The sequence below is a fragment of the Variovorax sp. Soil_C_33 genome (genome assembly GCF_057656935.1).
In genome coordinates, this window is record NZ_JBDGJK010000021.1 from 23,663 (window position 1) to 47,961 (window position 24,299).

Here is a 24,299-nt window from a genome sequence, read left to right on the forward strand (position 1 = left end):
GTTGAAATCGAAATGACTAGTCGCGCAGCAGGTCGTTGAGCGAGGTCTTGGCACGTGTCTGCGCGTCCACTCGCTTCACGATGATCGCGGCGTACAGGCTGTACTTGCCGTTGTCCTTGGGCAGCGTGCCGCTGATGACGACCGAGCCGGCCGGCACGCGGCCGTAGGTGACTTCGCCGGTTGCGCGGTCGTAGATCGGCGTGCTCTGGCCGATGTACACGCCCATCGACAGCACGGAGTTCTCTTCGATCACCACGCCCTCGACCACTTCGGAACGCGCGCCGATGAAGCAGTTGTCTTCGATGATGGTCGGGCCGGCCTGCAGCGGCTCCAGCACGCCGCCGATGCCGACGCCGCCTGAGAGATGCACATTGGCGCCGATCTGGGCGCACGAGCCGACCGTGGCCCAGGTGTCGACCATGGTGCCTTCGCCGACGTAGGCGCCGATGTTCACGTAGGAGGGCATCAGGATCGCGCCCTTGGCGATGTAGCTGCCGCGGCGCGCCACGGCCGGCGGCACGATGCGCACGCCGGCTTCCTTCAGCTCGCCGGCCGAGAGGTGCGAGAACTTGGTCGGCACCTTGTCGTAGAAGCCGAGCGAGCCGGCCTGCATCTGTTCGTTGTCCTTGATGCGGAAGGACAGCAGCACCGCCTTCTTGATCCACTGGTGCACCGTCCACCGGCCCACGGCCTCGCGCGTGGCGACGCGGAGTTGGCCGTTGTTGAGCTCGGCGATCACATGCTCGACCGCATCGCGAACTTCCTTCGGGGCGCTGGTGGCGGAGATGTTGGCGCGGTCTTCCCACGCGGCGTCGATGGTCTGCTGGAGTTGTTGGGTCATGTGGAAAACGATGAAAGAGGGCTCAGCGGCCCCGTTGAACGAACTGGACGATGCGCTGCGCGGCTTCCACGCACTCCTTGGTGCTGGCCACGAGCGCCATGCGGATGCGGCCCCGGCCGGGGTTGGCGCCTTGCGCATCGCGCGCCAGGTAGCTGCCCGGCAACACCGTCACATTGTATTGAGCGTAGAGCTCGCGGGCGAAGGCAGTGTCGTCGCCGTTCCACACTGCCGGCACCCCCGCCCAGAGGTAGAAGCTGGCATCGGGCAGGCGCACGTCGAGCACCGGCTCGAGCAGGGGCGTCACGGCCGCGAACTTGGCGCGGTACTGCGCACGGTTGTCGACCACGTGGCTTTCGTCGCCCCAGGCCGCGATGCTGGCGGCCGCCACGGCGCCGCTCATCGCGCTGCCGTGGTAGGTGCGATACAGCAGGAACTGCTTCAGGATGCCTGCGTCGCCTGCCACGAAGCCGCTGCGCAGCCCAGGCACGTTGCTGCGCTTAGACAACGAAGTCAGCGCCACCAGCTTGCGGAAGTCGTCGCGGCCCAGCCTGGCGGCGGCTTCGAGTCCGCCCAGCGGCGGCTCGTCGCGGAAGTAGATCTCGCTGTAGCACTCGTCGGACGCGATGACGAAGCCGTGCGCGTCCGACAGCGCGAACAGCTTCTTCCATTCTTCGAGCGGCATCACCGCGCCGGTCGGGTTGCCGGGCGAGCAGACGTAGACCAGTTGCGCGCGCGCCCAGATCTCGGCCGGTACGCTGTCCCAGTCGACCGCGAAGTTGCGCGCCGCCACGCTCGGCACGTAGTAGGGCTCGGCGCCCGCCAGCAGGGCCGCGCCCTCGTAGATCTGATAGAACGGATTGGGGGAGAGCACCACAGGCGCCGGGGTCTTCGTGGGGTCGACCACCGTCTGCGCCAGCGAGAATAGCGCCTCGCGTGAGCCGTTGACCGGCAGCACCTGCGTGGCCGGATCGAGCGCCAGGCCGTAGCGCTGTTGCACCCAGCCGGTGAAGGCCTCGCGCAGGGGGAGCTCGCCCGCGGTCGCGGGGTAGACCGCCAGCGTGTCGAGGCTGTTGCTCAATGCATCCTTGATGAAGGGCGGCGTCGCATGCTTGGGCTCGCCGATGCCCAGGCTGATCGGTTCGAAGCCGGGGTTCGGCGTGACGCCGGCGAACAGTTCGCGCAGTCGCGCGAAGGGGTAGGGCTGCAGCTTGGCGAGCAGGGGGTTCATGGGGTGATTATCGCGGTGGCCGGCCCGGCGTACTGGCCGATTGCGGGTCAGGCTGGGCGGCGAAGCCTCTCGCAGCTCACAATGAAACGATGAATATCCTGATCGCCGGCTTCCAGCACGAAACCAACACCTTCGCTCCGACACGTGCCGACTGGGCCGCCTTTCAGCGCGGCGACAGCTTCCCCGCCTATGCGGAAGGGCCGGCGATGCTGGAGCGCTTCACCGGCTCCAGCCTGCCGGCGGGCGGCTTCATCGCCGAGGCGCGGGCACGCGGCTGGCAACTGCTGCCCTCCTGCTGGGCCGGCGCCACGCCCTCGGCCCAGGTGACGCGCGAGGCCTTCGAACGCATCGTGGGCACCATCGTCGAGGCGGCGCGCAGCGCACTGGCCGGGCCGGGACTGGACGCCATCTACCTCGACCTCCATGGCGCCGCGGTGGCCGAACACGTCGACGATGCAGAGGGTGAGCTGCTGGCGCGGCTGCGCGCGCTGGTCGGGCCGGGCCTGCCGATCGTCGCCAGCCTCGACCTGCATGCCAACGTGACGCAGCAGATGCTCGATCTGGCCGATGCGATGGCGGCCTACCGCACCTATCCGCACGTCGATACCGAGGCGACCGGCCGGCTGGCCGCGCAGCTGATGGAACGGCGCCTCGCGCGCGGCTCGCGCGAGCCTTTTGACGCACGCCGCATCCCGTTCCTGATCCCGATCAACGCGGGCTGCACCATGATCGAGCCGGCCGGTGCGGTCTATCGCAGCCTGCCCGGGCTGGACGCGCGCCACGGCACGGTGGCCAGCGTCGCAATGGGCTTTCCGGCCGCCGATTTCTCCGAGTGCGGCCCCATGGTCTGGGCCTACGGCGACGCGGCGCAGGCGGTGGTCGACGCGCTGTACGCCGACATCTGCAAGCCCGCATCGCGCTGGCGCATCGCCACGTGGACGCCGGACGATGCCGTGGCGGAGGCCCTCGAACTGGCTGCCGCGGCCGATCGTCCGGTGGTCATCGCCGACACCCAGGACAACCCCGGCGCCGGCGCCGACAGCAACACCACCGGCATGCTGCATGCACTCTTGCGCGCGGGTGCAGGACAGCGCCTTCCGCAGCAGGTGGCGCTCGGGCTGCTGTACGACCCCGAGGCCGCAGCGGCCGCCCATGCGGCGGGGCAGGGTGCGCGCCTGCGCCTGGCACTGGGCCGCTCGGTGCCGACCTGGTCGGCCCAGTGGAGCGATCCGCCGGTGGAGGCCGAATGCACGGTGCGCGCGCTGCACGACGGCAACGTCGTGCTGCAGGGGCCGATGATGACAGGCGTCAGCGTCCGGCTCGGTCCTTGCGCCTGCCTCGATGTGGAGGGCGTGCTGGTCGTGGTCGCCAGCGGCAAGAAGCAGATGCTCGACCGCGCGCTGTACCGCTGCGTCGGCATCGAGCCCGAGCGGATGAAGATCCTCGTCAACAAGAGCTCGGTGCATTTCCGCGCCGACTTCGCGCCGATCGCGCAGCAGATCCTGGTGGCGCGCGCGCCGGGCCCGATGTCCGCCGATCCGGCGGACCTGCCATGGACCCGGCTGGCGGCGTCGACATCGCCCCGGGTGCCGGATTGAGGAGCGCAGCAGCATGAAAGTCCTCATCGCGCGGATGAACCACGAGACCAACACGTTTTCGCCGGTGCCCACGCCGCTTTCGGCCTTCGGCAACGAGGGGCCGCTGTACGGTGCCGACGCCCGGCGCGAAGCCGAGGGCGGGCGCACCGCCATGTCGGCCTTCATCGATCTCGCGAAGGCGAGGGGCGCGGAGATCGTGACGCCGATCTCGGCCTCGGCCAATCCCAGCGGCCGGGTGGAGGCGGCCGCCTATGCGGCGATCTGCGACTGCATCGTCGACGCCGTGCCCGGTTGCGACGCCGTGCTGCTCGACCTGCACGGCGCGATGGTGGCCGCTGGCAGCGACGACGGCGAGGGCGACCTGCTGGCGCGCATCCGGGCCGTCGCGCCGGGGGTGCCCGTCGCCGTGGCGCTCGATCTGCACGGAAACGTGACGCAGAAGATGATCGACCACGCCGACGTGATCGTGAGCTTCAAGACCTATCCGCACGTGGACATGTACGAGACCGGCGAGCACGCGGGCCGCTTGCTGTTCGCCACGCTGGACGGGCCTTGCCGTCCCGTGCTGGCCTGGCGCCGGCTGCCGCTGATGACGCACACCCTGCGCAGCGCCACCGCCGAAGGCGCGATGCGCGACGCCGTGGCGGCGGCGCGCGCGGCGGAAGCCGATGGCATGGCCGCGGTGTCGATCCTTGCCGGCTTCAGCCTGGCCGACATCCCGCACCCCTGCATCAGCGTGGTAGTGGTGGGCGACGGCGACGCCGCCGCGGCCGACCGGGTAGCGGCCGCGCTGGCGCAGCGCATCTGGGCGGCGCGTGCGGACTTCGTCTACCGGTCCGAGCCGCTGGCGCAGTCGCTCGAGCGCGCCCGCATGCTGGCCGCGCAGGCCGATCGGCCGGTGCTGCTGCTCGACCACGGCGACAACTGCATGTCGGGCGGCAGCTGCGACACCATGGGCGTGCTGATGGCGGCGCTTGCGGCCGGCATGCAGGGCATCCAGGCCGGCCTGCTGTGCGATCCGCAGGCGGTCGCGCAGTGCGCCGAGGCCGGCATCGGCGCCGAGATCGAATTGCTGCTGGGCCACAAGCGCCCGCTCGTGCAGATCGGCCGCAACACGCCGCCCGTGCGGCTGCGCGGCACGGTGCGCGCGCTCACAGACGGCGAATACGTGATCACCGGGCCCACCTACACCGGCCAGCGCGCCTGCATGGGCCGCTCTGCGGTGTTCGACATCGGCGCGGCGCAGATCGTCGTCACCGAGCGCACGCACGAGCCCTGGGACCTGGGTACCTTCGAAAGCGTCGGCCTCGATCCGCGCCGTGCGCGCTTCCTGCTGCTGAAGTCGCGCATGTACTGCCGGCCGGTGTTCGTGCCCATTTCGGCCGGCCTGGTCGAGTGTGACAGCCCGGGCGTCACCAGTTCGGACTACGCGCTGTTCCCGTTCGAGCGGCTCGCGCGCCCGCTGTATCCGTTCGACGAGGTCGTCTACACGCCTACAGCTTCTTGACCAGCACCTGGCTCTTGCGGTCCCAGTTGTACTTGCGCTTGCGCGCCTCGGGCAGCCAGTCGGGGTTGACCTGCTGGAAGCCGCGCTTGAGGAACCAGTGCATGGTGCGCGTGGTGAGCACGAAGATGCTCTCCAGCCCGCTGGCCTTGGCGCGCTGTTCGACGCGCTTCAGGATGCGTTCGCCGTCGCCCTGCGACTGCGACTGCGGCGAGACGGTCAGCGCCGCCATCTCCGCGGTCTTCGCTTCCGGATAGGGGTAGAGCGCCGCGCAGCCGAAGATCACGCCGTCGTGCTCGATCACCGTGTACTGGCCGACGTCGCGCTCGATCTCGGTGCGGCTGCGCTTGACCAGCGTGCCGTCGCGCTCGAAGGGCTCGATGAGCTGCAGGATGCCGCCGATGTCGTCTGCCGTCGCCTCGCGCAGCGATTCGAGCTTTTCGTCGATCACCATGGTGCCGATGCCGTCGTGCACGTAGACCTCCAGCAGCAGCGAGCCGTCCACTGAGAAGGGAATGATGTGGTTGCGCTCCACGCCTGCTTCGCAGGCCTTGACACAGTGCTGAAGGTAGAAGGCCGTGTCGGTCGGGCGCTGGGCCGGCGGCAAGGAGGCCAGTAGCTTCCTGGCGCTGTCGAGCGGCAGCTCGGTGTCGATGGGGTTGTCCTCGCTGATGGGCTGGCCGGCGTCCTGCGCGATGCCGGGAATCTCGGTCAGGAAGATCAGCTTGTCGGCCTGGATCGAGATCGCCACGCTGGTCGCGACTTCTTCCATCGTGAGGTTGAAGGCCTCGCCGGTGGGCGAGAAGCCGAAGGGCGACATCAGCACCATGGCGCCGAAGTCGAGCCCGCGGCGGATGCCCGCGGCATCGACCTTGCGCACCAGTCCCGAATGCTGGAAGTCGACACCGTCGACCACGCCGACCGGCCGTGCGGTGATGAAGTTGCCCGAGATCATGCGCACGGTGGAACCGGCCATCGGCGTGTTCGGCAGGCCCTGGCTGAAGGCGGCCTCGATCTCGTAGCGCAGCTGGCCGGCAGCCTCCTGCGCGCAGTCGAGCGCCACTTCGTCCGTGATGCGCATGCCGTGCGAGTACTTGGCTTCGTGGCCCTTGGCGCGCAGCTGCTCATTGACCTGTGGCCGGAAACCGTGCACCAGGACCACCTTGACGCCCATGCTCTGGATCAGCGCCAGGTCCTGCGCGATGTTGGGCAGCTTGCCGGCCGCGATGGCCTCGCCCGCCATTGCGACCACGAAGGTCTTGCCGCGGTGCATGTGGATGTAGGGCGCCACCGAGCGGAACCAGGGGACGAAGGTGAAGTTGAAGACGGTGGACATTGGCGGGGTAGGGCAGGCGAAGAGGCCGGGCGCAAGATAATCGATGATTTTCCCCGAACTGCCAGCCTTGTCTTCGTCCCCCCTTCGAATCGAGTTTCCAGAATCCCTGCCGGTGTCGGCCCGGCGCGACGAAATCATGGCCGCCATCGAGGCGAACCAGGTCGTGATCGTCTGCGGCGAGACGGGCTCGGGCAAGACCACCCAGCTGCCCAAGATCGCGCTGGCCCTGGGGCGGGGCAAGCTCAATGCGCCCCCTGGCAAGGGCCGGCTGATCGGCCACACGCAGCCGCGGCGCATCGCCGCATCGTCGGTGGCCAAGCGCATCGCGGAAGAACTCAAGACGCCGCTGGGCGAGGTGGTCGGCTTCAAGGTGCGCTTCCAGGACCGGCTGGCGCGCGACGCCTCGGTCAAGCTGATGACCGACGGCATCCTGCTGGCGGAAACGCAGACCGATCCGCTGCTCAAGGCCTACGACACGCTGATCATCGACGAGGCGCACGAGCGCTCGCTGAACATCGACTTCCTGCTCGGCTACCTGCGCGAGATCCTGCCGCGGCGGCCGGACCTCAAGGTCATCGTGACCTCGGCCACCATCGATGCGGACCGGTTCGCGCAGCATTTCGCGTCGGCCCGCCCGGCGCCGGGCCGCCCCAAGGCGGGCGCGGCCCCTTCGGGGGGCAGCGACGACGCGCAGCGCGGAGCGTGGGGGCCAATGACGCCGGCGCCGACGATCATGGTGTCGGGCCGAATGTTTCCGGTGGAGCAGCGCTACCGGCCCTTCGAGGAATCGCGCGACTACGACCTCACCAACGCCATCGCCGACGGCGTCGACGAGCTCTGGCGCGACCCGCACAACGCCGGAGACATCCTGGTCTTCCTGCCGGGCGAGCGTGAGATCCGCGAGGCCGCCGACCACCTGCGCAAGCACCTGAGCCACCAGCCGCTGATGCGCAGCGCCGAGGTGCTTCCGCTGTTCGCGCGCCTGTCGCAGGCCGAGCAGGACCGCATCTTCGACGGCCACACCGGTCGCCGCATCGTGCTGGCCACCAACGTCGCCGAAACCTCGCTGACGGTGCCGGGCATCCGCTACGTGATCGACGCCGGTACCGCGCGCGTCAAGCGCTACAGCTTCCGCAGCAAGGTGGAACAGCTGCTGGTCGAGCCGATCAGCCAGGCCGCGGCCAACCAGCGCGCGGGCCGCTGCGGCCGGGTCGCCGACGGCATCTGCATCCGGCTCTACGACGAGAAGGATTTCGAGAGCCGGCCGCGCTTCACCGATCCGGAAATCCTGCGCTCCTCGCTGGCCGGCGTGATCCTGCGCATGAAGTCGCTGCGGCTGGGGGACGTCGAGCGCTTTCCCTTTCTCGAAGCGCCGCAGCGGCGCGCCATCGCCGACGGCTACCAGCTGCTCAACGAGCTGGGCGCGGTCGACGATGCGAACGAGCTCACGCCAATGGGCGCCGAGCTGGCCAGGCTGCCGCTCGACCCGCGGGTCGGCCGCATGATCCTGGAGGCCCGCACGCGTGGGGCGCTCGAAGAGGTGCTGGTGATCGCCAGCGCCCTGTCGGTGCAGGACGTGCGCGACCGGCCGATGGAGGCGCAACAGCAGGCCGACCAGGCGCATGCGAAGTTCGACGACGAGAAGAGCGAGTTCAGCGGCTATCTGCGCTTGTGGAAATGGATCCATGATGCGCGCGGCGGGCACGGCGACACGCACAAGCTCAGCAACCGCCAGTACGAGTCGCTGCTCAGACAGAACTTCATCAACGTGCGCCGCGTGCGCGAATGGCGTGACATCCATTCGCAGCTGCTCACGGTGGTGACGGAGCACAAGTGGCGCATCAATGCTGAGCCGGCGGGCTATGAACCGCTGCATCTCTCGATGCTCTCCGGCCTGCTGGGCAACATCGGCTGGAAGCTGGAGGACGACGAGGCCTACCTCGGCGCGCGCGGCATCAAGTTCTACCGTCATCCGGGTGCGCACCTCAAGAAGAAACCCGGCCGCTGGATCGTCGTCGCCGAATTGGTCGAGACCACGCGCCTGTTCGGCCGCGGCATCGCCAACATCGAGCCGCAGTGGCTCGAGCAGGTCGCGGGCCATCTGCTCAAGAAGCAGCTGCTCGACCCGCACTGGGAGAAGAAGAGTGCGCAGGTCGGGGGGCTGGAGCGCGCCACGCTGTACGGTCTGGTGGTCTACAGCGGGAGGCGCGTGGATTTCAGCAAGGTCGACCCGGTGGCTGCGCGCGAGATCTTCATCCGCGAGGCCCTGGTCGGCGGTCAGTGGGAAAGCAAGCTGCCCTTTCTCGCGGCCAACCGCAAGCTGGTGCGCGAGGTCGAGGGCCTGGAGCACAAGTCGCGCAGGCAGGACGTGCTGGTCGACGACGAGCTGATCTACGCTTTCTACGACGCCCAGCTGCCGCCCGATGTTTCGAGCGGCCTCGCGTTCGAGAGCTGGTACCGGCAAGCGTCGAAGGACCAGCCGCGACTGCTTTACTTGACGCGCGAGGAGCTGATGCGGCACACCGCGGCCGGCATCACGACCCAGTCCTTCCCGCCGACGGTCCGGCTGGGCGGCGTCGATTGCGCCGCGACCTACCTGCACGAGCCCGGCGACGCCAAGGACGGATTGACGGTTACCGTGCCGCTCTTCGTACTGAACCAGGTCAGCGAGGAGCGCTGCGAATGGCTGGTGAGCGGCATGCTGAAGGACAAGGTGCAGGCGCTGCTGAAGAGCCTGCCGCAGAAGCCGCGCGCCCGCCTGGTACCCTTGCCCGAATCGGCCGCGCGCCTGGCGGAGCAACTGGCCGCGCCCGAAGTCTTCGGCCACGGGTCGCTGACCGATGCGCTGCTGAAGCGGGTGCGCGACCAGACCAGCCTCGACGTGAAGCGAACCGACTTCAAGCTCGACATGCTGCCGCCGCATCTGTTCATGAACCTGCGCGTGGTCGACGAACACGGCCGCCAGCTTGGCATGGGGCGCAACCTGGGCGCGCTGAAGGCGGAGCTCGGTGCGCAGGCGCGCGGCGCGTTCCAGGCGCTGGCGGGACTCAACGTCAAGGCGTCCGTCGACAAGCCCCAAGCGTCTGCGCCGGCGGAGGACAAGGCCGCGGCCAAGGCGCCCGCAACGCCCGCGCTGCCGGCCGGCCAGCGCTACACGGCATGGACCTTCGGCGAACTGCCTGAGCTGATGGAGGTGCGGCGCGGCGCGCAGTCGCTGATCGGCTTTCCGGCGCTGGTCGATGGCGGCGACGCGGTGACGATCGAGGTCTTCGACGAACCCGCGGTGGCTGCCGCCAAGCATCGCTCCGGCCTGCGCCGCCTGTTCGCGCTGCAGCTCAAGGATGCGCTCAAGTACCTCGAGAAGAACATCCCCGATCTGCAGAAGATGGCGGTCGCCTACATGCCGCTCGGCACCGCGGAGGAACTGCGGGCCCAGATCGTCGACGTGGCGCTCGAGCGTGCCTTCCTGCAGGAGCCGCTGCCGGCCGACGAGGCGGCGTTCAAGCAGCGCGTGGAGGAGGGCCGCGGGCGGCTCACGCTGATCGCCAACGAGGTCGCGCGTTTGGCCGGCGCCATCCTCGCCGAGTACACGCTCGCCGTGCGCAAGATCAAGGAGACGAAGATCCAGCCCGCCGCCACGGCCGACGCGGCGCAGCAGCTGCAGCGCCTGGTCGGCAAGCGCTTCATCGTCGACACGCCCTGGCCGCGGCTGGCGCACTTCGCGCGCTACCTCAAGGCCATCACCTTGCGCCTGGACAAGCTGCGGGCCGACCCGGCGCGCGACGCACAGCGGCTCGCGGAACTGCGTCCGCAGGAGCAGCGCTACTGGCGCCTGCTGGCGGAGCGCAAGGGCGCGCTTGACGAACGCATGAGCGAGTTCCGCTGGCTGCTCGAGGAGTTGCGGGTGAGCTTCTTCGCGCAGGAGCTGCGCACGCCGCAGCCGGTCAGCGTCAAGCGGCTCGACAAGCTGTGGGTTCAGCTGGAAAGCTGAGCGCGGACCCAAAAAAAAGCCCGCCGAAGCGGGCTTTGTGTTCAAGCGGTCGTGCCACCTATATGCGCCCCATGAGGAGCAGCACGATCACCACCAGCAGCACCAGACCCAGGCCGCCGCTTGGGCCATAGCCCCAGCTGCGGCTGTAGCCCCAGCTCGGCAATGCGCCGATCAGAAGCAGGATCAGAACGATCAGCAGGATCATTGAGAGCGACATGATTTCTCCTAGGCCTTTTATGTTGGAGCCTCATGTTCGGCGTCGAAATGCGAATACATCGCCGGAAGGCGCGCCCTCCGGTGGTCAGGACTCTCCTACCGTTCGTGTCAGAGCCGCGCCAGTCGGTCGATGGCAACTTGCAGCGTTTCGTCCTTTTTCGCGAAGCAGAAGCGCACCACGCGCTGGTCGAAGCCGTCGGCGTAGAAGGCCGAAAGCGGAATGGCGGCGACGCCGATCTCGCTCGTGAGCCACTGGCAGAAGTCGGACTCGCCCAGGTCGCTGACCTCGCTGATGTCCACGCACTGGAAGTAGGTGCCGGCGCTGGGCAGCAGCCTGAGCCGCGTCTTCGCCAGGCCGGCCGCGAACAGATCGCGCTTGTGCTGGTAGAAGGCCGGCAGCTCGAGGTAGGGCGCGGCGTCGGCCATGTAGCTCGCGATCGCATGCTGCATCGGCGTGTTGACGGTGAACACGTTGAACTGGTGCACCTTGCGGAACTCGGCGCTGAGCGCCGCCGGCGCGGCCACGTAGCCGACCTTCCAGCCGGTCACGTGGTAGGTCTTGCCGAAGCTGCTCACGATGAAGGTGCGCGCCGCGAGGCCCGGGAAGCGCGCCGCGCTTTCGTGCCGTGCGCCGGCATAGACCATGTGCTCGTACACCTCGTCGCTGATCACCAGCACGTCAGTGGGCGCGAGCAGTTCCTCGAGCCGGCGCATCTCCGCTTCGGTCCACACGGTGGCGCTGGGGTTGTGCGGCGTGTTGACGATGATGGCGCGCGTGCGCGGCGTGATCGCGGCCGCGATCTTGTCGAAGTCGGGGCGGAAGCTGCCGGGCGTGAGTGGCACGCGCACCACGGTGCCGCCTGCCAGGTCGATATTGGGCGCGTAGCTGTCGTAGCAGGGTTCGAGCACGATCACTTCGTCGCCCGCGCGCACCACCGCGAGGATCGCAGTGATGATCGCTTGCGTTGCGCCGGCGGTGACGGTGATCTCGGTGTTCGGGTCGTAGCGATGTCCGTAGAGCGTGGAGATCTTCGCGGCGATTGCTTCGCGCAGCGCGGGGATGCCCGGCATCGGCGGGTACTGGTTGTGGCCGGCCGCCATCGCGCGGGTGACGGCTTCGAGCAGCTTCGGATCGCAATCGAAGTCCGGAAAACCCTGGCCGAGGTTCACCGCCTTCTTTTCCGCGGCCAGCGCCGACATCACGGTGAAGATGGTGGTGCCGACGGTAGGCAGCTTGGTCTTGACGTCGGGGGTGCGTGCGAGAACGGTACTCACAGTTCGTAGTCCTGGTGATGACCGCTCAAGGCCTTGGCGATCAGGTTGCGATCGAGCCGGTCGGAAAGCAGCTCGGCGAATTTGAAGACGAAGTTGCGCAGGTAGGCGCTGCGCTTGAAGGCGACGCGTGCGATATTGGTGCCGAACACATGGCCCATCGGCCGCACCACGAGGTCGGCATTGGAATCGTCGCGCACCGCCATCTCGGCCACGATGCCGACGCCGAGGCCGAGCCGCACGTAGGTCTTGATGACGTCGGAGTCGATGGCCTCGAGCGCGATGCGCGGCGTGAGCTTCTTGTGCGCGAACGCATGGTCGATGCGCGTGCGGCCGGTGAAAGAAGGGTGATAGGTGATGATCGGCTCGGCCGCGATGTCCTCGAGCGAGATGCGCTCCTTGCTCGCGAGCGGATGCTCCTTGGGCAGCACGAGCACGTGCTGCCATTCGTAGCAGGGGATGGTCACGAGATCGGCGTAGTCGGACAGCGATTCGGTCGCGATGCCGATCTCCGCGATCTCGTCGATCACCATCCGCGCCACCTGGTCGGGCGAGCCCTGGTGCAGGCTCACGTTGACCTTGGGATAGGCCTCGCGCAGCTTCGCCACCGGCACCGGCAGCACGTAGCGCGCCTGCGTGTGCGTGGTGGCGATCGAAAGAGTGCCGCTGTCCTGGGCGCTGAACTGCTCGCCGATGCGCTTGAGGTTGCCGACCTCGCGCATGATCAGTTCGATGCTCGCGAGCACATGCTGCCCGGGTTCGGTGACGCGCTTGAGGCGCTTGCCGTGGCGCGCGAAGATCTCCACGCCCAGTTCTTCCTCGAGTTCGATGATGGCCTTGGACACGCCCGGCTGCGAGGTGTGAAGCGCCTTGGCCGCCTCGGTCAGATTGAGGTTGCGCCGAACCGCTTCCTGCACGAATTTGAACTGGTGAAGATTCATAACAAATTCCGTCTTATTTCGGAATTCATTATGCCTTCTCTGTCTATCGAAAGCACCGCAAAAGTTCAGGATTTGAGCGCCATGCGAGCCAGAAGATCGATCACTTCCGGCTCTTCGCCGACCGCCTGCGCGAGCGAGAAGCCGACGCCCGGATGCGCGGCGCGCAGGTCGTCGAGCAAGCGCGGTAGGTCTTCGCGCAGATGCTTTCCCATGCCGAGAAAGAGCGGTACCACGCGGATGGCGCCGGCGCCGCCGGCAATCAGCTCTGCTGCCGCGGTGCGCAGGTCGGGCGCGACCAGTTCGAGATAGGCGCAGGCGACGCGGGCCGCGGGGTCGAGCGCCGCGACGCGTCGCGCCACCGACTCCACCGGCGCGCGCCAGCGCTCATCGCGCGAGCCGTGCGCAAAGAGCACGATGCCTGTCGCGGCGGACTGCATGGCGCTACCGCCGCAGCACCAGCCAGCTGAAAGCGGCCAGCGACATCACCGTGTAGATCAGGCCGGGCGCCGCCGCCGTGATCCAGGGCCACCAGTTGCTGAGGTTGCCCAGGTAGCCGAACACGTTGTTCAAGAGGAAGAAGCTGATGCCGATCATCACGCCGCCGAACACATAGGCCGTGATGCCTGCCTGGCGGAAATGCAGGTAGGCGAAGGGCAGGGCGAGCACCACCATCACCAGGCAGGAAAGCGGGTAGAACACCTTGCGCCAGAACTCGATCTCGTAGCGCTGTGCGGTCTGGCCGTTGGCGTTGAGGTGCTGGATATATTCGAACAGGTCGAGCGTGCGCATGCGGTCCGGACGCAGCAGGGCGACCGACACCATCTCGCGTGTGAGCGAGCTCGGCCAGTCCAGCGCCGGAACCTTGGTGGTGACGATGCGGGCCCGGTCGGCCGTATTGCGCGTGTCGTACTGCTGCTGCTCGACACCGAAGAGCGCCCAGTGGCCGTCGACGATGCGCGCGAAGGATGCGGTGGTCTGCGAGGTCACGAAGCCTTTGCCGTCGAACTCGAAGATGCGCGGACTCTTCAGCGTGCCGTCGCGCGCCATCGAAACCACGTTGACCGCATAGGACATGTCGCCCTGCTTTTCCTTCAGCCAGGCGCCCGTGTTGCCCGCGAGCGTGAAGACGCCCTGGTAGCGCGACTTGAGCAGCTGCGCGGTCCGGTCCGACGCCGGCGAGATGTAGTCGCCGACGGCGAAGGTCAGGAACACGAAGCCGAGCCCGAGCACCAGCAGCGTGCGCAGCGCACGCCACGGCCCGAGACCGCTGGTGCGCAGGATCGTGTACTCGGAGCTCTGCGCGAGCCGCGCCATCACGAAGATGGTGCCGATCAGCACGGTGATCGGCAGCAGTTCGTACAGGTGGCTCGGGATCAGCAGCGTCACGAAGACCAGGGCCTGGGCGGCTCCGTATGCGCCGCTGCCCGGCTTGCCGATCGACTGCAGCTCGTCGACGAAGTCGAAGAAGAAGAACAGGCTCAGGAAGCCGAGGGTGACGAAGGCCACGGCCTTCAGCACCTCCACATAGATCAGTCGACGGATGGTTTTCACGCGTGGGGGGGCGTTGCGGGCCGCATGCGCGGGCGGCTCCAGTTGAAGTGTCGCTTGGCAAGCCAGACCAGGCCGAGCAGCAGCGCGCCGCCATGCAGCACCAGCATGAAGCCGCCTATGCTGTAGCGGCCGGAGCCCACCCAGTTCTGGCCGAGATTGAGCAGGTTGTAGTAGAGGACGAAGGCGAACAGCGCGAAGAGCAGGTTGCCGCTGCGGCCGACGCGCGGGTTCACGCTCGACAGGCTCAGCGCCAGCAGCACGAAATTGATGGCCGCGAGCAGCATGCCGACGCGCCAGGCCAGCTCGCCGCGATTGGTCGCGTTCGGCTCCCGCAGCAGCGTCAGCGTGGTGCGGGTGCGCACCGGGCTCGTGTCTGCCGAGACCCCCTCGTCGCCGCCGATCTTGGTGCCGTAGGTATCGAACTCGCTGATCTTGAGCTCCGTCCCGTCCAGCGAACGCGAAACGCGCTGGCCGTTGCTGAGCATGAGGTAGCGCGACTCTCCGACGTCCTCGATGCGGCCGCTGCGGGCCGAGGTGATGTACTGCATGTTGCGCTCGATCGAGGAGATGAAGACGTTCGTGGCGGTGGCACCGTCCGGTGTGTCCTTGTCGATGAAGAACACGCGGTTGCGTCCGGCCGACTCGCGGAACTCGCCGGGCGACACGCGCTCGATGTCGCCGCGGCGCTGGTACTGTTCGCGCATGCCCTGAGTCTGCGAGTTGGCCCATGGCCAGCCCACCAGGGCGAACACGGCGATCAGCAGCAGCACAGGCCAGGCGAAGCGGAACAGGGGCTGCACGAAATCGGCTAGGCCGCGCCCGCTCGAGAACCAGATCACCATCTCGCTGTCGCGGTACATGCGCGACAGGGTGCCCACGATCGAGATGAACAGGCTGAGGCTCAGGATCGTCGGCATGTAGCCGAGCACCGTGTAGGCCATCACGAGGAACACCTCGGATGGATTCACGCTGCCCCGCGATGCCAGTCCGAGCGTGCGGATCAGCATCATGGTCATCACGATGGTGGCGAGGACCACGAGGGTGGCCCCGAAGCTGCGGGACAGCTCCTTGCGTAAAGAGGAATGGAATAACATCGTCGAGGGAAAAAAAGGATTATGGACTTTCAACTCAAGACCCTCTCCACCGCTCAGGCTGCCGCCGAAAAAGCCGATGCGCTGATCGTGCTCGTTGCCGCCGGCACCACCCCCTCCAAGGATGCCATCGCCACATTGATCGCCGAGGCCCGCGAGGCCGGCGACCTGCCGGACAAGGCCGGCAGGCTGCTGGCGCTGTACCGCCCGGCGCGCGTCGCGGCACCGCGCGTGGTGCTGGCTTCGGTGGGCGATGGCAAGCCGGCGTCGGTACGCGCCGGCGTGCTCGCCGCGGTCAATGCGGCCAAGGCGGGCGACCCCAAGCGCGTCCTCATCGTCTTCGCGCAGGCCGCGGATGCCGCCGGCCTGCGCTCCGCCATCAGCGCGGCCGCCGACGGGAGCTACGTCTACACCACCACCAAGTCCAAGGCCGAGCCGCGCTCGATCCGCTACCTGGGGTTCGGCGTCGCGGAGGCGGGGCCGCTGCGAGAGGCTTTCGATGAAGCCACGGCCATGGTCGCGGGCATCGAACTGGCCAAGGAGTGGGGCAATCGGCCCGGCAACCATTGCACCCCCTCGCTGCTGGCCGATGCGGCGCGCAAGCTGGCCGCGCTGCCGCAGGTGAAGTGCGAGGTGCTGGGCCCGAAGGAAGTCGAGAAGCTCGGCATGGGCGCGTTCGGCGCGGTGGCGCAGGGCTCGGCCGAACCCTTGCGCTTCATCGTGCTGCGCTACCAGGGCGCGCCCAAGGACGAGGCGCCCGTGGTCCTGGTCGGCAAGGGCATCACCTTCGACACCGGCGGCGTATCGCTCAAGCCGGCGGCCGAGATGGACGAGATGAAATTCGACATGTGCGGCGCCGCGAGCGTGCTGGGCGTGTTCCGCGCGCTCGGCGACATCCAGCCCGCCCTCAACGTGGTCGGGCTGATTCCGTCGTGCGAGAACATGAACGACGGCCGCGCGATCAAGCCCGGCGACGTGGTGACGAGCATGAGCGGCCAGACCATCGAGGTGCTCAATACGGATGCCGAAGGCCGCCTGATCCTGTGCGATGCGCTGAACTACGCCAAGCGCTTCGAGCCGGCCGCCGTGATCGACATCGCGACCCTGACCGGCGCTTGCGTGATCGCGCTGGGCGGCGTGCGCAGCGGTCTCTTTGCCAGCGACGACACGCTGGCCGCTGCGCTCGAAGCCGCCGGCGAAGACGCGCAGGACCGCTGCTGGCGCATGCCGCTGGACGAGGACTACGCCGAAGGCCTCAAAAGCAATTTCGCCGACGTGGCCAACATCGCCGGCCGTGCGGGCGGGGCGATCACCGCCGCCAAGTTCCTGCAGCGCTTCGCGGGCGATTTCCAGTGGGCCCACCTGGACATCGCGGGCACGGCCTGGAAGAGCGGCTCGGCCAAGGGGGCGACCGGCCGGCCGGTCGGACTGCTGCTGACCTATCTGCTGGACCGGGCGCGCAAGGGGGCTGCGAAGGCAACGCCGCGCAAGACGCGCAAGAGCCCCAAGAAAACCCGAGCCGCCGCGTGACCGAAATCGACTTCCACTTCAACACGCCGGACAAGGTGAACTACGCCTGCCGCTTGCTGCGCAAGGCCGTAGGCGCGCGCGGCGCGCGTGTGGTGGTAGTGGCCGACGCGCAGATGCTGGATGCGGTCGACCTGGCCCTGTGGACTTTTGCGCCGGCCGAGTTCATCGCCCATTGCCGCAGCGACGGCGAGCCGCACACGGTGGCGCGTTCGCCGGTCGTGCTGGCCGAAAGCGCCGCTGCGCCGCTGCCGCATCAGCAGGTGCTGGTGAATCTGGGCGTCGAGCTGCCATCTGGTTTCGAACGCTTCGAACGCTTGATCGACATCGTGAGCGCCGACGACGCCGACCGGCTCGCGGGCCGCAAGCGCTGGCGGCACTACGCGGAACGCGGCTATGCGATCCAGCGCCATGACTTTGCCGGGAGTACCGCCTGATGCAGCGCACCCCTCCGCGTTTCGTGCCCACGCTGACGACCGTGCTGGAGCTGCCGCCCGAGCCTGCGCCCGGTGCCGAACCCGCGCCGGAGCCGGAGCCGAAGCCGGTCGCGCCTGCAGTGCCCGAGCCCTCGCAGGCAGTCGCGCTGGACCCTCAGGCGCTGCTGTCCGAGGCCGACGCCTTCAGGCTCGAAGAGCAGCTGCTGCACCGCGTCCTGCAGCGCATCGACCTGTCGCTGGAAGAGCGCCTGAGCGATGCTGTGTCGGCTGCCGTCCAGCAGCAGCTCGACGCCATGATCCCGCGCTTGCGCGGCGAAATAGAGACCGTTTTGCGGGCTTTGGTGAGCGACGCGCTGGCCCAGGAGCTTTCTGACAACACAGGGTCTACGCCAGCATTTGACGCACAAAGCTTGGGCTAAACTGCGCGCCAGGTCGAAAGCGCGAGGGCGCTACGGGTCCTGCGGCGCGGAACTTGCTGAGTCTTCGCATGCGGATCGATAGACCGCTATGTACTCTTATTTATCAATGTTCTGGAGGTTCCCATGCAATTGAAATGGACTGCGGTCGCACTGGCTGCTCTCACGCTCGTGGCTTGCGGCAAGAAGGAAGAAGCGGCTGCACCCGCCGCTCCCGCCCCGACCGCAGCGGCACCTGCGCCCGCCGCACCTCCGGCCGATGCACTGGTGGTCAAGATCGGCCATGTGGGCCCGACCAGCGGCGCCATCGCCCACCTCGGCAAGGACAACGAATTGGGCGCACGCATGGCCATCGAAGACCTCAATGCCAAGGGCATCAAGATCGGCGACAAGGTTGCCAAGTTCGAACTGCTGGCCGAAGACGACGCCGCCGACCCGAAGCAGGGCACCGCGGTGGCCCAGAAGCTGGTCGACAGCAAGGTCAACGGCATCGTCGGGCACCTGAACTCGGGCACCACCATCCCGGCTTCCAAGCTCTACAGCGATGCCGGCATTCCGCAGGTCTCGCCTTCGGCGACCAACCCCAAGTACACCCGCCAGGGCTTCAAGACCACCTTCCGCGTGGTGGCTGACGACACGCAGCTCGGCGGCACACTTGGCAAGTACGCGGTCGAAACGCTCAAGGGCAAGAACATCGCCGTGATCGACGACCGTACCGCTTACGGCCAGGGCGTGGCGGAAGAGTTCGAGAAGGCCGCCAAGGCCGCCGGCGGCAACATCGTCGGCCACGAGTTCACGACCGACAAATCGACCGACTTCAACGCCATCCTGACCAAGCTCAAGGGTGCCAAGCCCGACGTGCTGTTCTTCGGCGGCATGGACGCCGTGGGCGGCCCGATGCTCAAGCAGGTCAAGCAGCTCGGCATGAACGTCAAGTTCATGGGCGGCGACGGCCTGTGCACCGGCGAACTGGCCAAGCTGGCCGGCGATGCGATCGGCGAGGAAATGGTCGTTTGCGCGGAAGCAGGCGGCGTCGAAGGCGACTTCAAGCAGCCGCTCGAAGACTTCAAGACCAAGTTCAAGACCAAGAACGGCGTCGACGTGCAGATCTATGCACCGTATGTCTACGACGCGGTCAACGTGCTGGCCGAAGCGATGGTCAAGGCTGGTTCTTCCGACCCGGCCAAGTACCTGCCCGAACTCGGCAAGATCCAGTACAAGGGCGTGACCGGCCCGATCGCCTTCGACGAAAAGGGCGACATCAAGAACGGTGCGCTGACGCTCTACACCTACAAGGGTGGTGCGCGCACGCAGATCGCCGTGGTGCGTGGCGCGAGCTGAGAAGTCCGCTTGCCAGAATGAAAAAAGGGCCTTCGGGCCCTTTTTTCATTTCATGGTGTCGAGCGGCCGGCATCGTTGCAGTAGTCGAAGAAGGCATCGAGTTCCTTCGACTTGTCGAACACGGCGTCCGCACCGAGCGCCATGCAGCGTGCGCGGATGTCCGCGTTGACGTAGTTGCTGAGGACCACGGCGCGCTGCACCGGCGTACGCCCCCTGCAGTTCCGCAGCACGCCCAGACCGGAGCCCTCCCTGAGGAACAGGTCCACGATCAGCAACTGCCATTCGCTCGCATGGGAGGTCAGCCAATCGATCGCGTCCTTCTCGGTCTCGGCCGCACCGACGATCCGGGCATGCACCAGATCCTCCAGGGCCGGAATCAGGTTGTCCCGGATGGTCCTGTTGTCTTCAACGAGGAAGGTGAAAAGGGCCATGTGCTTTCCGGGCTGTAGAGAAGGCTCAGACTAGCGCGGCGCGCATCCCGGGTGCCTAGCGACAGCCGCCAACTCATTGCGTAGGAGAAAGCAGACGGACACTCGACCGCCGAAGCGAGCCGGGCCGAATGCCTCAGCCAGCGTTGCGCTCCCTCTCGGTTCGCTTCTCGATCTCTTCCGCCAAGGTGGCGTTGACTTCAGCGAGCGTCTCGGCCGACTCGGCCAGCTTCTTTTCGAGCTGGCCGGTGTGTTCGATGGCCTGCGCGACGTCGCCCACCTGCACTTCGTCCGGAAGCTCCTGTTCCAGCACCGTGTTGATGACGGCCAGGTCGTCCGATGCGCGCTGCACTTCGGCAGCCACCGCTTCGGTCTTCTGGAGCGTCTGATCGAGCGCCGCTGCGGCCCGCTCGGGTTTGCTTTGTCCGGCCATCCGAGCTCCTTGTCTGGGGATAGGAAAAAGTAAGGCGATGGTACTCTGTCGCCCGACACCCCAAACGAAAAAGCCCCGGGGTGCGGGGCTTTCAAGACGACTCCCATGTGCGATGGGAAGGGACTGGATCGGTTTTTCCTGGCGGAGCAGGCGGGATTCGAACCCGCGGAGGGCTATTAACCCTCACACGCTTTCCAGGCGTGCGACTTAAACCGCTCATCCACCGCTCCGAAGCCCGCGATTGTAGCAGCGGGAGCGGGCCGATCTCATGCGGTGCTCGATGTCTTTCCGGCCTGCACCATGCGCATCGCCGAGGCGATGAGCGCGGCGGTCTCGGTCATGTTGCTCGGCACGATCAGCGTGGTCGCGGCGTCGGCCGCGACCTTGCCGTAGGCATCGACCGCGCGCTCGGCCACCTTGAGCTGCACGGCCTGTTCGCCGCCCGGCTGCCGGATCGCGGCCGCCACGCGTTCGATGGCGCCGGCGGTTGCCTCGGCCACCGCGGTGATGGCTGCCGCCTCGCCCTGCGCGTTGTTGATCTGCGCCTGCTTCTCGCCCTCGGAGCGGGCGATAAAGGCTTCTCGCTCGCCGGTGGCGATGTTGATCTGCTCCTGGCGGCGGCCTTCGGAGGCCGCGATCAGCGCCCGCTTTTCGCGCTCGGCCGTGATCTGGCGCTGCATGGCCTGGAGGATCTCCTTCGGCGGCGTCAGGTCCTTGATCTCGTAGCGCAGCACCTTCACGCCCCAGTTCAGCGCGGCTTCGTCGATGGCGGCCACCACCTGGGCGTTGATGATGTCGCGCTCCTCGAAGGTCTTGTCGAGCTCGAGCTTGCCGATCACGCTGCGCAGCGAGGTCTGCGCGAGCTGGGTGACGGCCACGATGTAGTTCGACGAGCCGTAGCTCGCGCGCATCGGGTCGGTCACCTGGAAGTACAGGATGCCGTCGACCTGCAGCTGCGTGTTGTCGCGCGTGATGCAGATCTGGCTCGGCACGTCGAGCGGGATTTCCTTCAGGCTGTGCTTGTAGGCCACCTTGTCGATGAACGGGATCAGGAAGTTGGGCCCGGGCGTCATCGTGTTGTGGTACTTGCCCAGGCGTTCGCGCACCCAGGCGTTCTGCTGCGGCACGAACTTGATCGACTGGCTGATGACGATGATCGCGATGACCAGGATGACGACGGGGATTGCGAGGTCCATGAATGCTTCCTTTGGGGGTTCTTGTTGCTTGTCAGATCTTGTCGACGACCAGGCGGCTGCCGACCACCTCGGCCACGCGGTGCTCGCCGATCGAGGGCGTGCTTCCGGCGCGGGGCACCACGGTCCATTGCGCGCCGCGGTAGCGCACGGTGGCGGTGCCGTCGGGATTCCAGGCGTCGACGTAGACGCTCTCGCCGATATCCAGGTTGACGTCGCGGTTGGCGGCGGTCGACGGCTCGGCCGGCCGCCGACGGCGGATGATGTGCCAGATGAGCACGGCGCCCACCCCGACCACCGCCGCGACCACCAGCTGGGTGGTCAGGCTGGCGCCCGCATGGGCTGCAATCGCCGCCGCGGCGAAGCCCGCGCTCAGCAGCAGCAGGTAGACCGTGCCGGAGAGCAGCTCCAGCACGATGGCCCCTCCCGCAATCAACCACCAGACGGTGGAACTCGCCATGACGACTCCTCTCTTTATTGAAGGCACGACATTCTGAGTCAAAAGCCGACCAGTTCCTTCATCTGAATTCCGTACACTTCGCGCCTATTTGCCAGTCCGGAGCCGCGCTCATGAAATTCCGCTTTCCCATCGTCATCATCGACGAGGACTTCCGCTCCGAGAACAGCTCGGGGCTCAGCATCCGCGCCCTGGCGCAGGCTTTCGAGAAAGAAGGCTTCGAAGTGCTGGGCGTCACGAGCTACGGCGACCTGAGCCAGTTCGCCCAGCAGCAAAGCCGCGCCAGCGCCTTCATCCTGTCGATCGACGACGAGGAGTTCACCGTCGGCCCCGACCTCGACCCGGCGGTGCTGAACCTGCGCAACTTCATCGGCGAGGTGCGGCGCAAGAACGCCGACGTGCCGATCTACATCTACGGCGAGACCAAGACCTCGCGCCACATCCCGAACGACATCCTGCGGGAGCTGCACGGCTTCATCCACATGTTCGAGGACACGCCGGAGTTCGTGGCCCGTCACATCATCCGCGAAGCCAAGAGCTACCTCGAAGGCGTGCAGCCGCCGTTCTTCAAGGCGCTGATCGACTACGCGGAAGACGGCTCGTACTCCTGGCATTGCCCGGGCCACTCGGGCGGGGTGGCCTTCCTGAAGAGCCCGGTGGGCCAGATGTTCCACCAGTTCTTCGGCGAGAACATGCTGCGCGCCGACGTCTGCAATGCGGTCGAGGAACTCGGCCAGCTGCTGGATCACACCGGCCCGGTGGCGGCCAGCGAGCGCAATGCGGCGCGCATCTTCAATGCCGACCATTGCTTCTTCGTGACCAACGGCACCAGCACCAGCAACAAGATGGTGTGGCACCACACGGTGGCGCCCGACGACGTGGTGGTGGTCGACCGCAACTGCCACAAGTCGATCCTGCACGCGATCATCATGACCGGCGCCATTCCCGTCTTCATGAAGCCGACGCGCAACCACTTCGGCATCATCGGCCCGATCCCGAAGAGCGAGTTCGAGCCGGCAGCCATCAAGGCCAAGATCCGCGCCAATCCGCTGCTCTCGCACGTGGATGCCGACCGGGTCAAGCCGCGCGTGATGACACTCACCCAGTCGACCTACGACGGGGTGATCTACAACACCGAAACCATCAAGGGCATGCTCGACGGCTACGTCGACACGCTGCATTTCGACGAGGCCTGGCTGCCGCACGCGGCCTTCCATCCGTTCTACGGCGCCTACCACGCCATGGGCAAGCGGCGCGTGCGCCCCAAGGAGTCGCTGGTGTTCGCGACGCAGTCGACCCACAAGCTCCTGGCCGGCATCAGCCAGGCCAGCCACGTGCTGGTGCAGGATTCGCAGAACCGCGCGCTCGACCGCGACCTGTTCAACGAGGCCTACCTGATGCATTCGTCGACCAGCCCGCAGTACGCGATCATCGCCAGCTGCGACGTGGCCGCCGCGATGATGGAGCCGCCCGGCGGCACCGCGCTGGTGGAAGAGAGCATCCTCGAAGCGCTGGACTTCCGCCGCGCGATGCGCAAGGTCGAAGCCGAGTTCGGCGCGGACGAGTGGTGGTTCAAGGTCTGGGGACCCGAGAAGCTGGTCGAAGAGGGCATCGGCCGCGCGAGCGACTGGATCATGGAAGGCGAATCGCGCACCGGCACGAACGGCAAGAACGGTTCGCGCAACTGGCACGGCTTCGGCAAGCTGGCCGACGGCTTCAACATGCTCGACCCGATCAAGTCGACCATCGTGACGCCGGGCCTGGACCTGCAGGGCAAGTTTGCCGAGACCGGTATTCCCGCCAGCATCGTCACCAAGTTCCTGGCCGAGCACGGCGTGATCGTCGAGAAGACGGGGCTCTACAGCTTCTTCATCATGTTCACGATCGGCATCACCAAGGGCCGTTGGAACACGCTGCTCACCGCGCTGCAGCAGTTCAAGGACGACTACGCGCGCAACCAGCCGATGTGGCGCATCCTGCCCGAGTTCTGCCAGCAGCATCCGGGCTACGAGCGCCTCGGCCTGCGCGACCTGTGCCAGCACGTCCACCAGCTCTATGCGCGCTACGACGTCGCGCGGCTGACCACCGAGATGTACCTGAGCGACCTGACGCCGGCCATGAAGCCGAGCGACGCCTACGCGCACATTGCCCATCGCAAGACCGAGCGCGTGGAGATCGACGAGCTCGAAGGCCGCATCACCACCAGCCTGATCACGCCGTACCCGCCGGGGATTCCGCTGCTCATCCCGGGCGAGGTGTTCAACAAGAAGATCGTCGACTATCTCAAGTTCGCGCGGCAGTTCAACACCGAATGCCCGGGCTTCGAGACCGACATCCACGGCCTGGTGGCGCGCATCGACGAGAACGGCAAGAAGCGCTACTACGCAGACTGCGTCCGCAACGCCGACTGAAGAAAAATCGGCCCAGGCGCAGGATTGCGCGCGGTGCCTTGAATCCGCTTCGGCGGACTCCTCGTATTGGTTGCAGCCGCCGCGCTT

Annotated in this window: 21 protein-coding genes and 1 tRNA gene; 8 read left to right on the top strand and 14 right to left on the bottom strand. The window is 67.1% G+C overall.

Annotated elements, in window-relative coordinates; all coding sequences use genetic code 11:
- Positions 1-16: 16 nt before the first annotated feature.
- Entirely contained in the window at positions 17-841 is an 825-nt protein-coding gene (gene dapD, locus AC3A6B_RS25860) for a 2,3,4,5-tetrahydropyridine-2,6-dicarboxylate N-succinyltransferase (protein WP_487839506.1), read from the bottom strand.
- Between the two features lie 22 nt (positions 842-863).
- Positions 864-2,069 carry a succinyldiaminopimelate transaminase gene (gene dapC / locus AC3A6B_RS25865; RefSeq protein ID WP_487839507.1) on the bottom strand — a complete coding sequence of 402 codons (1,206 nt, stop codon included), beginning with the start codon at positions 2,067-2,069 and terminating at the stop codon, positions 864-866.
- Between the two features lie 89 nt (positions 2,070-2,158).
- Here dapC and AC3A6B_RS25870 point away from each other — a divergent pair, with 89 nt between their 5' ends.
- A complete protein-coding gene (locus AC3A6B_RS25870) occupies positions 2,159-3,667 on the top strand; it encodes a M81 family metallopeptidase (protein ID WP_487839508.1) in 1,509 nt (502 codons plus the stop codon).
- 13 nt (positions 3,668-3,680) lie between these two features.
- On the top strand, positions 3,681-5,174 hold the full coding sequence (locus AC3A6B_RS25875; protein WP_487839509.1) for a M81 family metallopeptidase: 1,494 nt from the start codon (positions 3,681-3,683) through the stop codon (positions 5,172-5,174).
- Here AC3A6B_RS25875 and argA read toward each other — a convergent pair.
- Positions 5,161-6,507 carry an amino-acid N-acetyltransferase gene (argA, locus tag AC3A6B_RS25880; protein ID WP_487839510.1) on the bottom strand — a complete coding sequence of 449 codons (1,347 nt, stop codon included), beginning with the start codon at positions 6,505-6,507 and terminating at the stop codon, positions 5,161-5,163. The two genes, AC3A6B_RS25875 and argA, sit on opposite strands and share 14 nt — an antisense overlap.
- A 43-nt stretch (positions 6,508-6,550) precedes the next feature.
- Here argA and hrpA point away from each other — a divergent pair, with 43 nt between their 5' ends.
- A complete protein-coding gene (gene hrpA / locus AC3A6B_RS25885; protein WP_487839511.1) occupies positions 6,551-10,498 on the top strand; it encodes an ATP-dependent RNA helicase HrpA in 3,948 nt (1,315 codons plus the stop codon).
- A gap of 58 nt (positions 10,499-10,556) precedes the next feature.
- Here the strand turns inward: hrpA and AC3A6B_RS25890 are convergent, their stop codons facing one another.
- The 6 genes from AC3A6B_RS25890 to lptF all read right to left on the bottom strand — a co-directional run bounded on the left by AC3A6B_RS25890 (position 10,557) and on the right by lptF (position 15,572).
- Positions 10,557-10,715: a DUF3309 family protein gene (locus AC3A6B_RS25890; protein ID WP_487839512.1), complete on the bottom strand. Its 159-nt coding sequence runs from the start codon at positions 10,713-10,715 to the stop codon at positions 10,557-10,559.
- A gap of 107 nt (positions 10,716-10,822) precedes the next feature.
- On the bottom strand, positions 10,823-11,989 hold the full coding sequence (locus AC3A6B_RS25895) for a pyridoxal phosphate-dependent aminotransferase (protein ID WP_487839513.1): 1,167 nt from the start codon (positions 11,987-11,989) through the stop codon (positions 10,823-10,825).
- Complete coding sequence (locus AC3A6B_RS25900; protein ID WP_093107591.1) at positions 11,986-12,927, bottom strand: CysB family HTH-type transcriptional regulator; 942 nt, start codon at positions 12,925-12,927, stop codon at positions 11,986-11,988. The genes AC3A6B_RS25895 and AC3A6B_RS25900 overlap by 4 nt, the downstream gene beginning before the upstream one ends.
- 65 nt (positions 12,928-12,992) lie before the next feature.
- Positions 12,993-13,364 carry a sirohydrochlorin chelatase gene (locus tag AC3A6B_RS25905; RefSeq protein ID WP_487839514.1) on the bottom strand — a complete coding sequence of 124 codons (372 nt, stop codon included), beginning with the start codon at positions 13,362-13,364 and terminating at the stop codon, positions 12,993-12,995.
- 4 nt (positions 13,365-13,368) lie between these two features.
- Entirely contained in the window at positions 13,369-14,478 is a 1,110-nt protein-coding gene (gene lptG / locus AC3A6B_RS25910) for an LPS export ABC transporter permease LptG (protein ID WP_487839515.1), read from the bottom strand.
- A complete protein-coding gene (lptF, locus tag AC3A6B_RS25915; protein ID WP_487839516.1) occupies positions 14,475-15,572 on the bottom strand; it encodes an LPS export ABC transporter permease LptF in 1,098 nt (365 codons plus the stop codon). The genes lptG and lptF overlap by 4 nt, the downstream gene beginning before the upstream one ends.
- Positions 15,573-15,593: 21 nt before the next feature.
- On the opposite strand from lptF, the gene AC3A6B_RS25920 reads away from it, so the two are divergent.
- The 4 genes from AC3A6B_RS25920 (at position 15,594) to AC3A6B_RS25935 (ending at position 19,290) form a co-directional block, all read left to right on the top strand.
- Positions 15,594-17,099 carry a leucyl aminopeptidase gene (locus AC3A6B_RS25920; protein WP_487839517.1) on the top strand — a complete coding sequence of 502 codons (1,506 nt, stop codon included), beginning with the start codon at positions 15,594-15,596 and terminating at the stop codon, positions 17,097-17,099.
- The gene (locus tag AC3A6B_RS25925) at positions 17,096-17,533 is read left to right on the top strand and encodes a DNA polymerase III subunit chi (protein ID WP_487839518.1); all 438 of its coding nucleotides are present in this window, start codon (positions 17,096-17,098) and stop codon (positions 17,531-17,533) included. The genes AC3A6B_RS25920 and AC3A6B_RS25925 overlap by 4 nt, the downstream gene beginning before the upstream one ends.
- Positions 17,533-17,952 (top strand): hypothetical protein, encoded by a 420-nt coding sequence (locus tag AC3A6B_RS25930; protein ID WP_487839519.1) that lies wholly within the window; start codon positions 17,533-17,535, stop codon positions 17,950-17,952. The genes AC3A6B_RS25925 and AC3A6B_RS25930 overlap by 1 nt, the downstream gene beginning before the upstream one ends.
- Before the next feature lie 123 nt (positions 17,953-18,075).
- Positions 18,076-19,290: a branched-chain amino acid ABC transporter substrate-binding protein gene (locus tag AC3A6B_RS25935; RefSeq protein ID WP_487839520.1), complete on the top strand. Its 1,215-nt coding sequence runs from the start codon at positions 18,076-18,078 to the stop codon at positions 19,288-19,290.
- A 50-nt stretch (positions 19,291-19,340) separates the two neighbouring features.
- Here the strand turns inward: AC3A6B_RS25935 and AC3A6B_RS25940 are convergent, their stop codons facing one another.
- The 5 genes from AC3A6B_RS25940 to AC3A6B_RS25960 all read right to left on the bottom strand — a co-directional run bounded on the left by AC3A6B_RS25940 (position 19,341) and on the right by AC3A6B_RS25960 (position 21,804).
- On the bottom strand, positions 19,341-19,721 hold the full coding sequence (locus AC3A6B_RS25940) for a response regulator (protein ID WP_487839521.1): 381 nt from the start codon (positions 19,719-19,721) through the stop codon (positions 19,341-19,343).
- A 133-nt stretch (positions 19,722-19,854) separates the two neighbouring features.
- Positions 19,855-20,151, bottom strand: coding sequence for a hypothetical protein (locus AC3A6B_RS25945; protein ID WP_487839522.1), 297 nt, complete (start codon positions 20,149-20,151; stop codon positions 19,855-19,857).
- Between the two features lie 139 nt (positions 20,152-20,290).
- Positions 20,291-20,381 (bottom strand) — tRNA-Ser (locus tag AC3A6B_RS25950).
- Positions 20,382-20,417: 36 nt separating this feature from the next.
- Entirely contained in the window at positions 20,418-21,347 is a 930-nt protein-coding gene (locus AC3A6B_RS25955; RefSeq protein ID WP_487839523.1) for an SPFH domain-containing protein, read from the bottom strand.
- A gap of 31 nt (positions 21,348-21,378) precedes the next feature.
- The gene (locus tag AC3A6B_RS25960) at positions 21,379-21,804 is read right to left on the bottom strand and encodes an NfeD family protein (protein WP_487839524.1); all 426 of its coding nucleotides are present in this window, start codon (positions 21,802-21,804) and stop codon (positions 21,379-21,381) included.
- 110 nt (positions 21,805-21,914) lie between these two features.
- Between AC3A6B_RS25960 and AC3A6B_RS25965 the strand changes: the two genes are divergently transcribed.
- Positions 21,915-24,212 carry an Orn/Lys/Arg family decarboxylase gene (locus AC3A6B_RS25965; protein ID WP_487839525.1) on the top strand — a complete coding sequence of 766 codons (2,298 nt, stop codon included), beginning with the start codon at positions 21,915-21,917 and terminating at the stop codon, positions 24,210-24,212.
- Positions 24,213-24,299 lie beyond the last annotated feature (87 nt).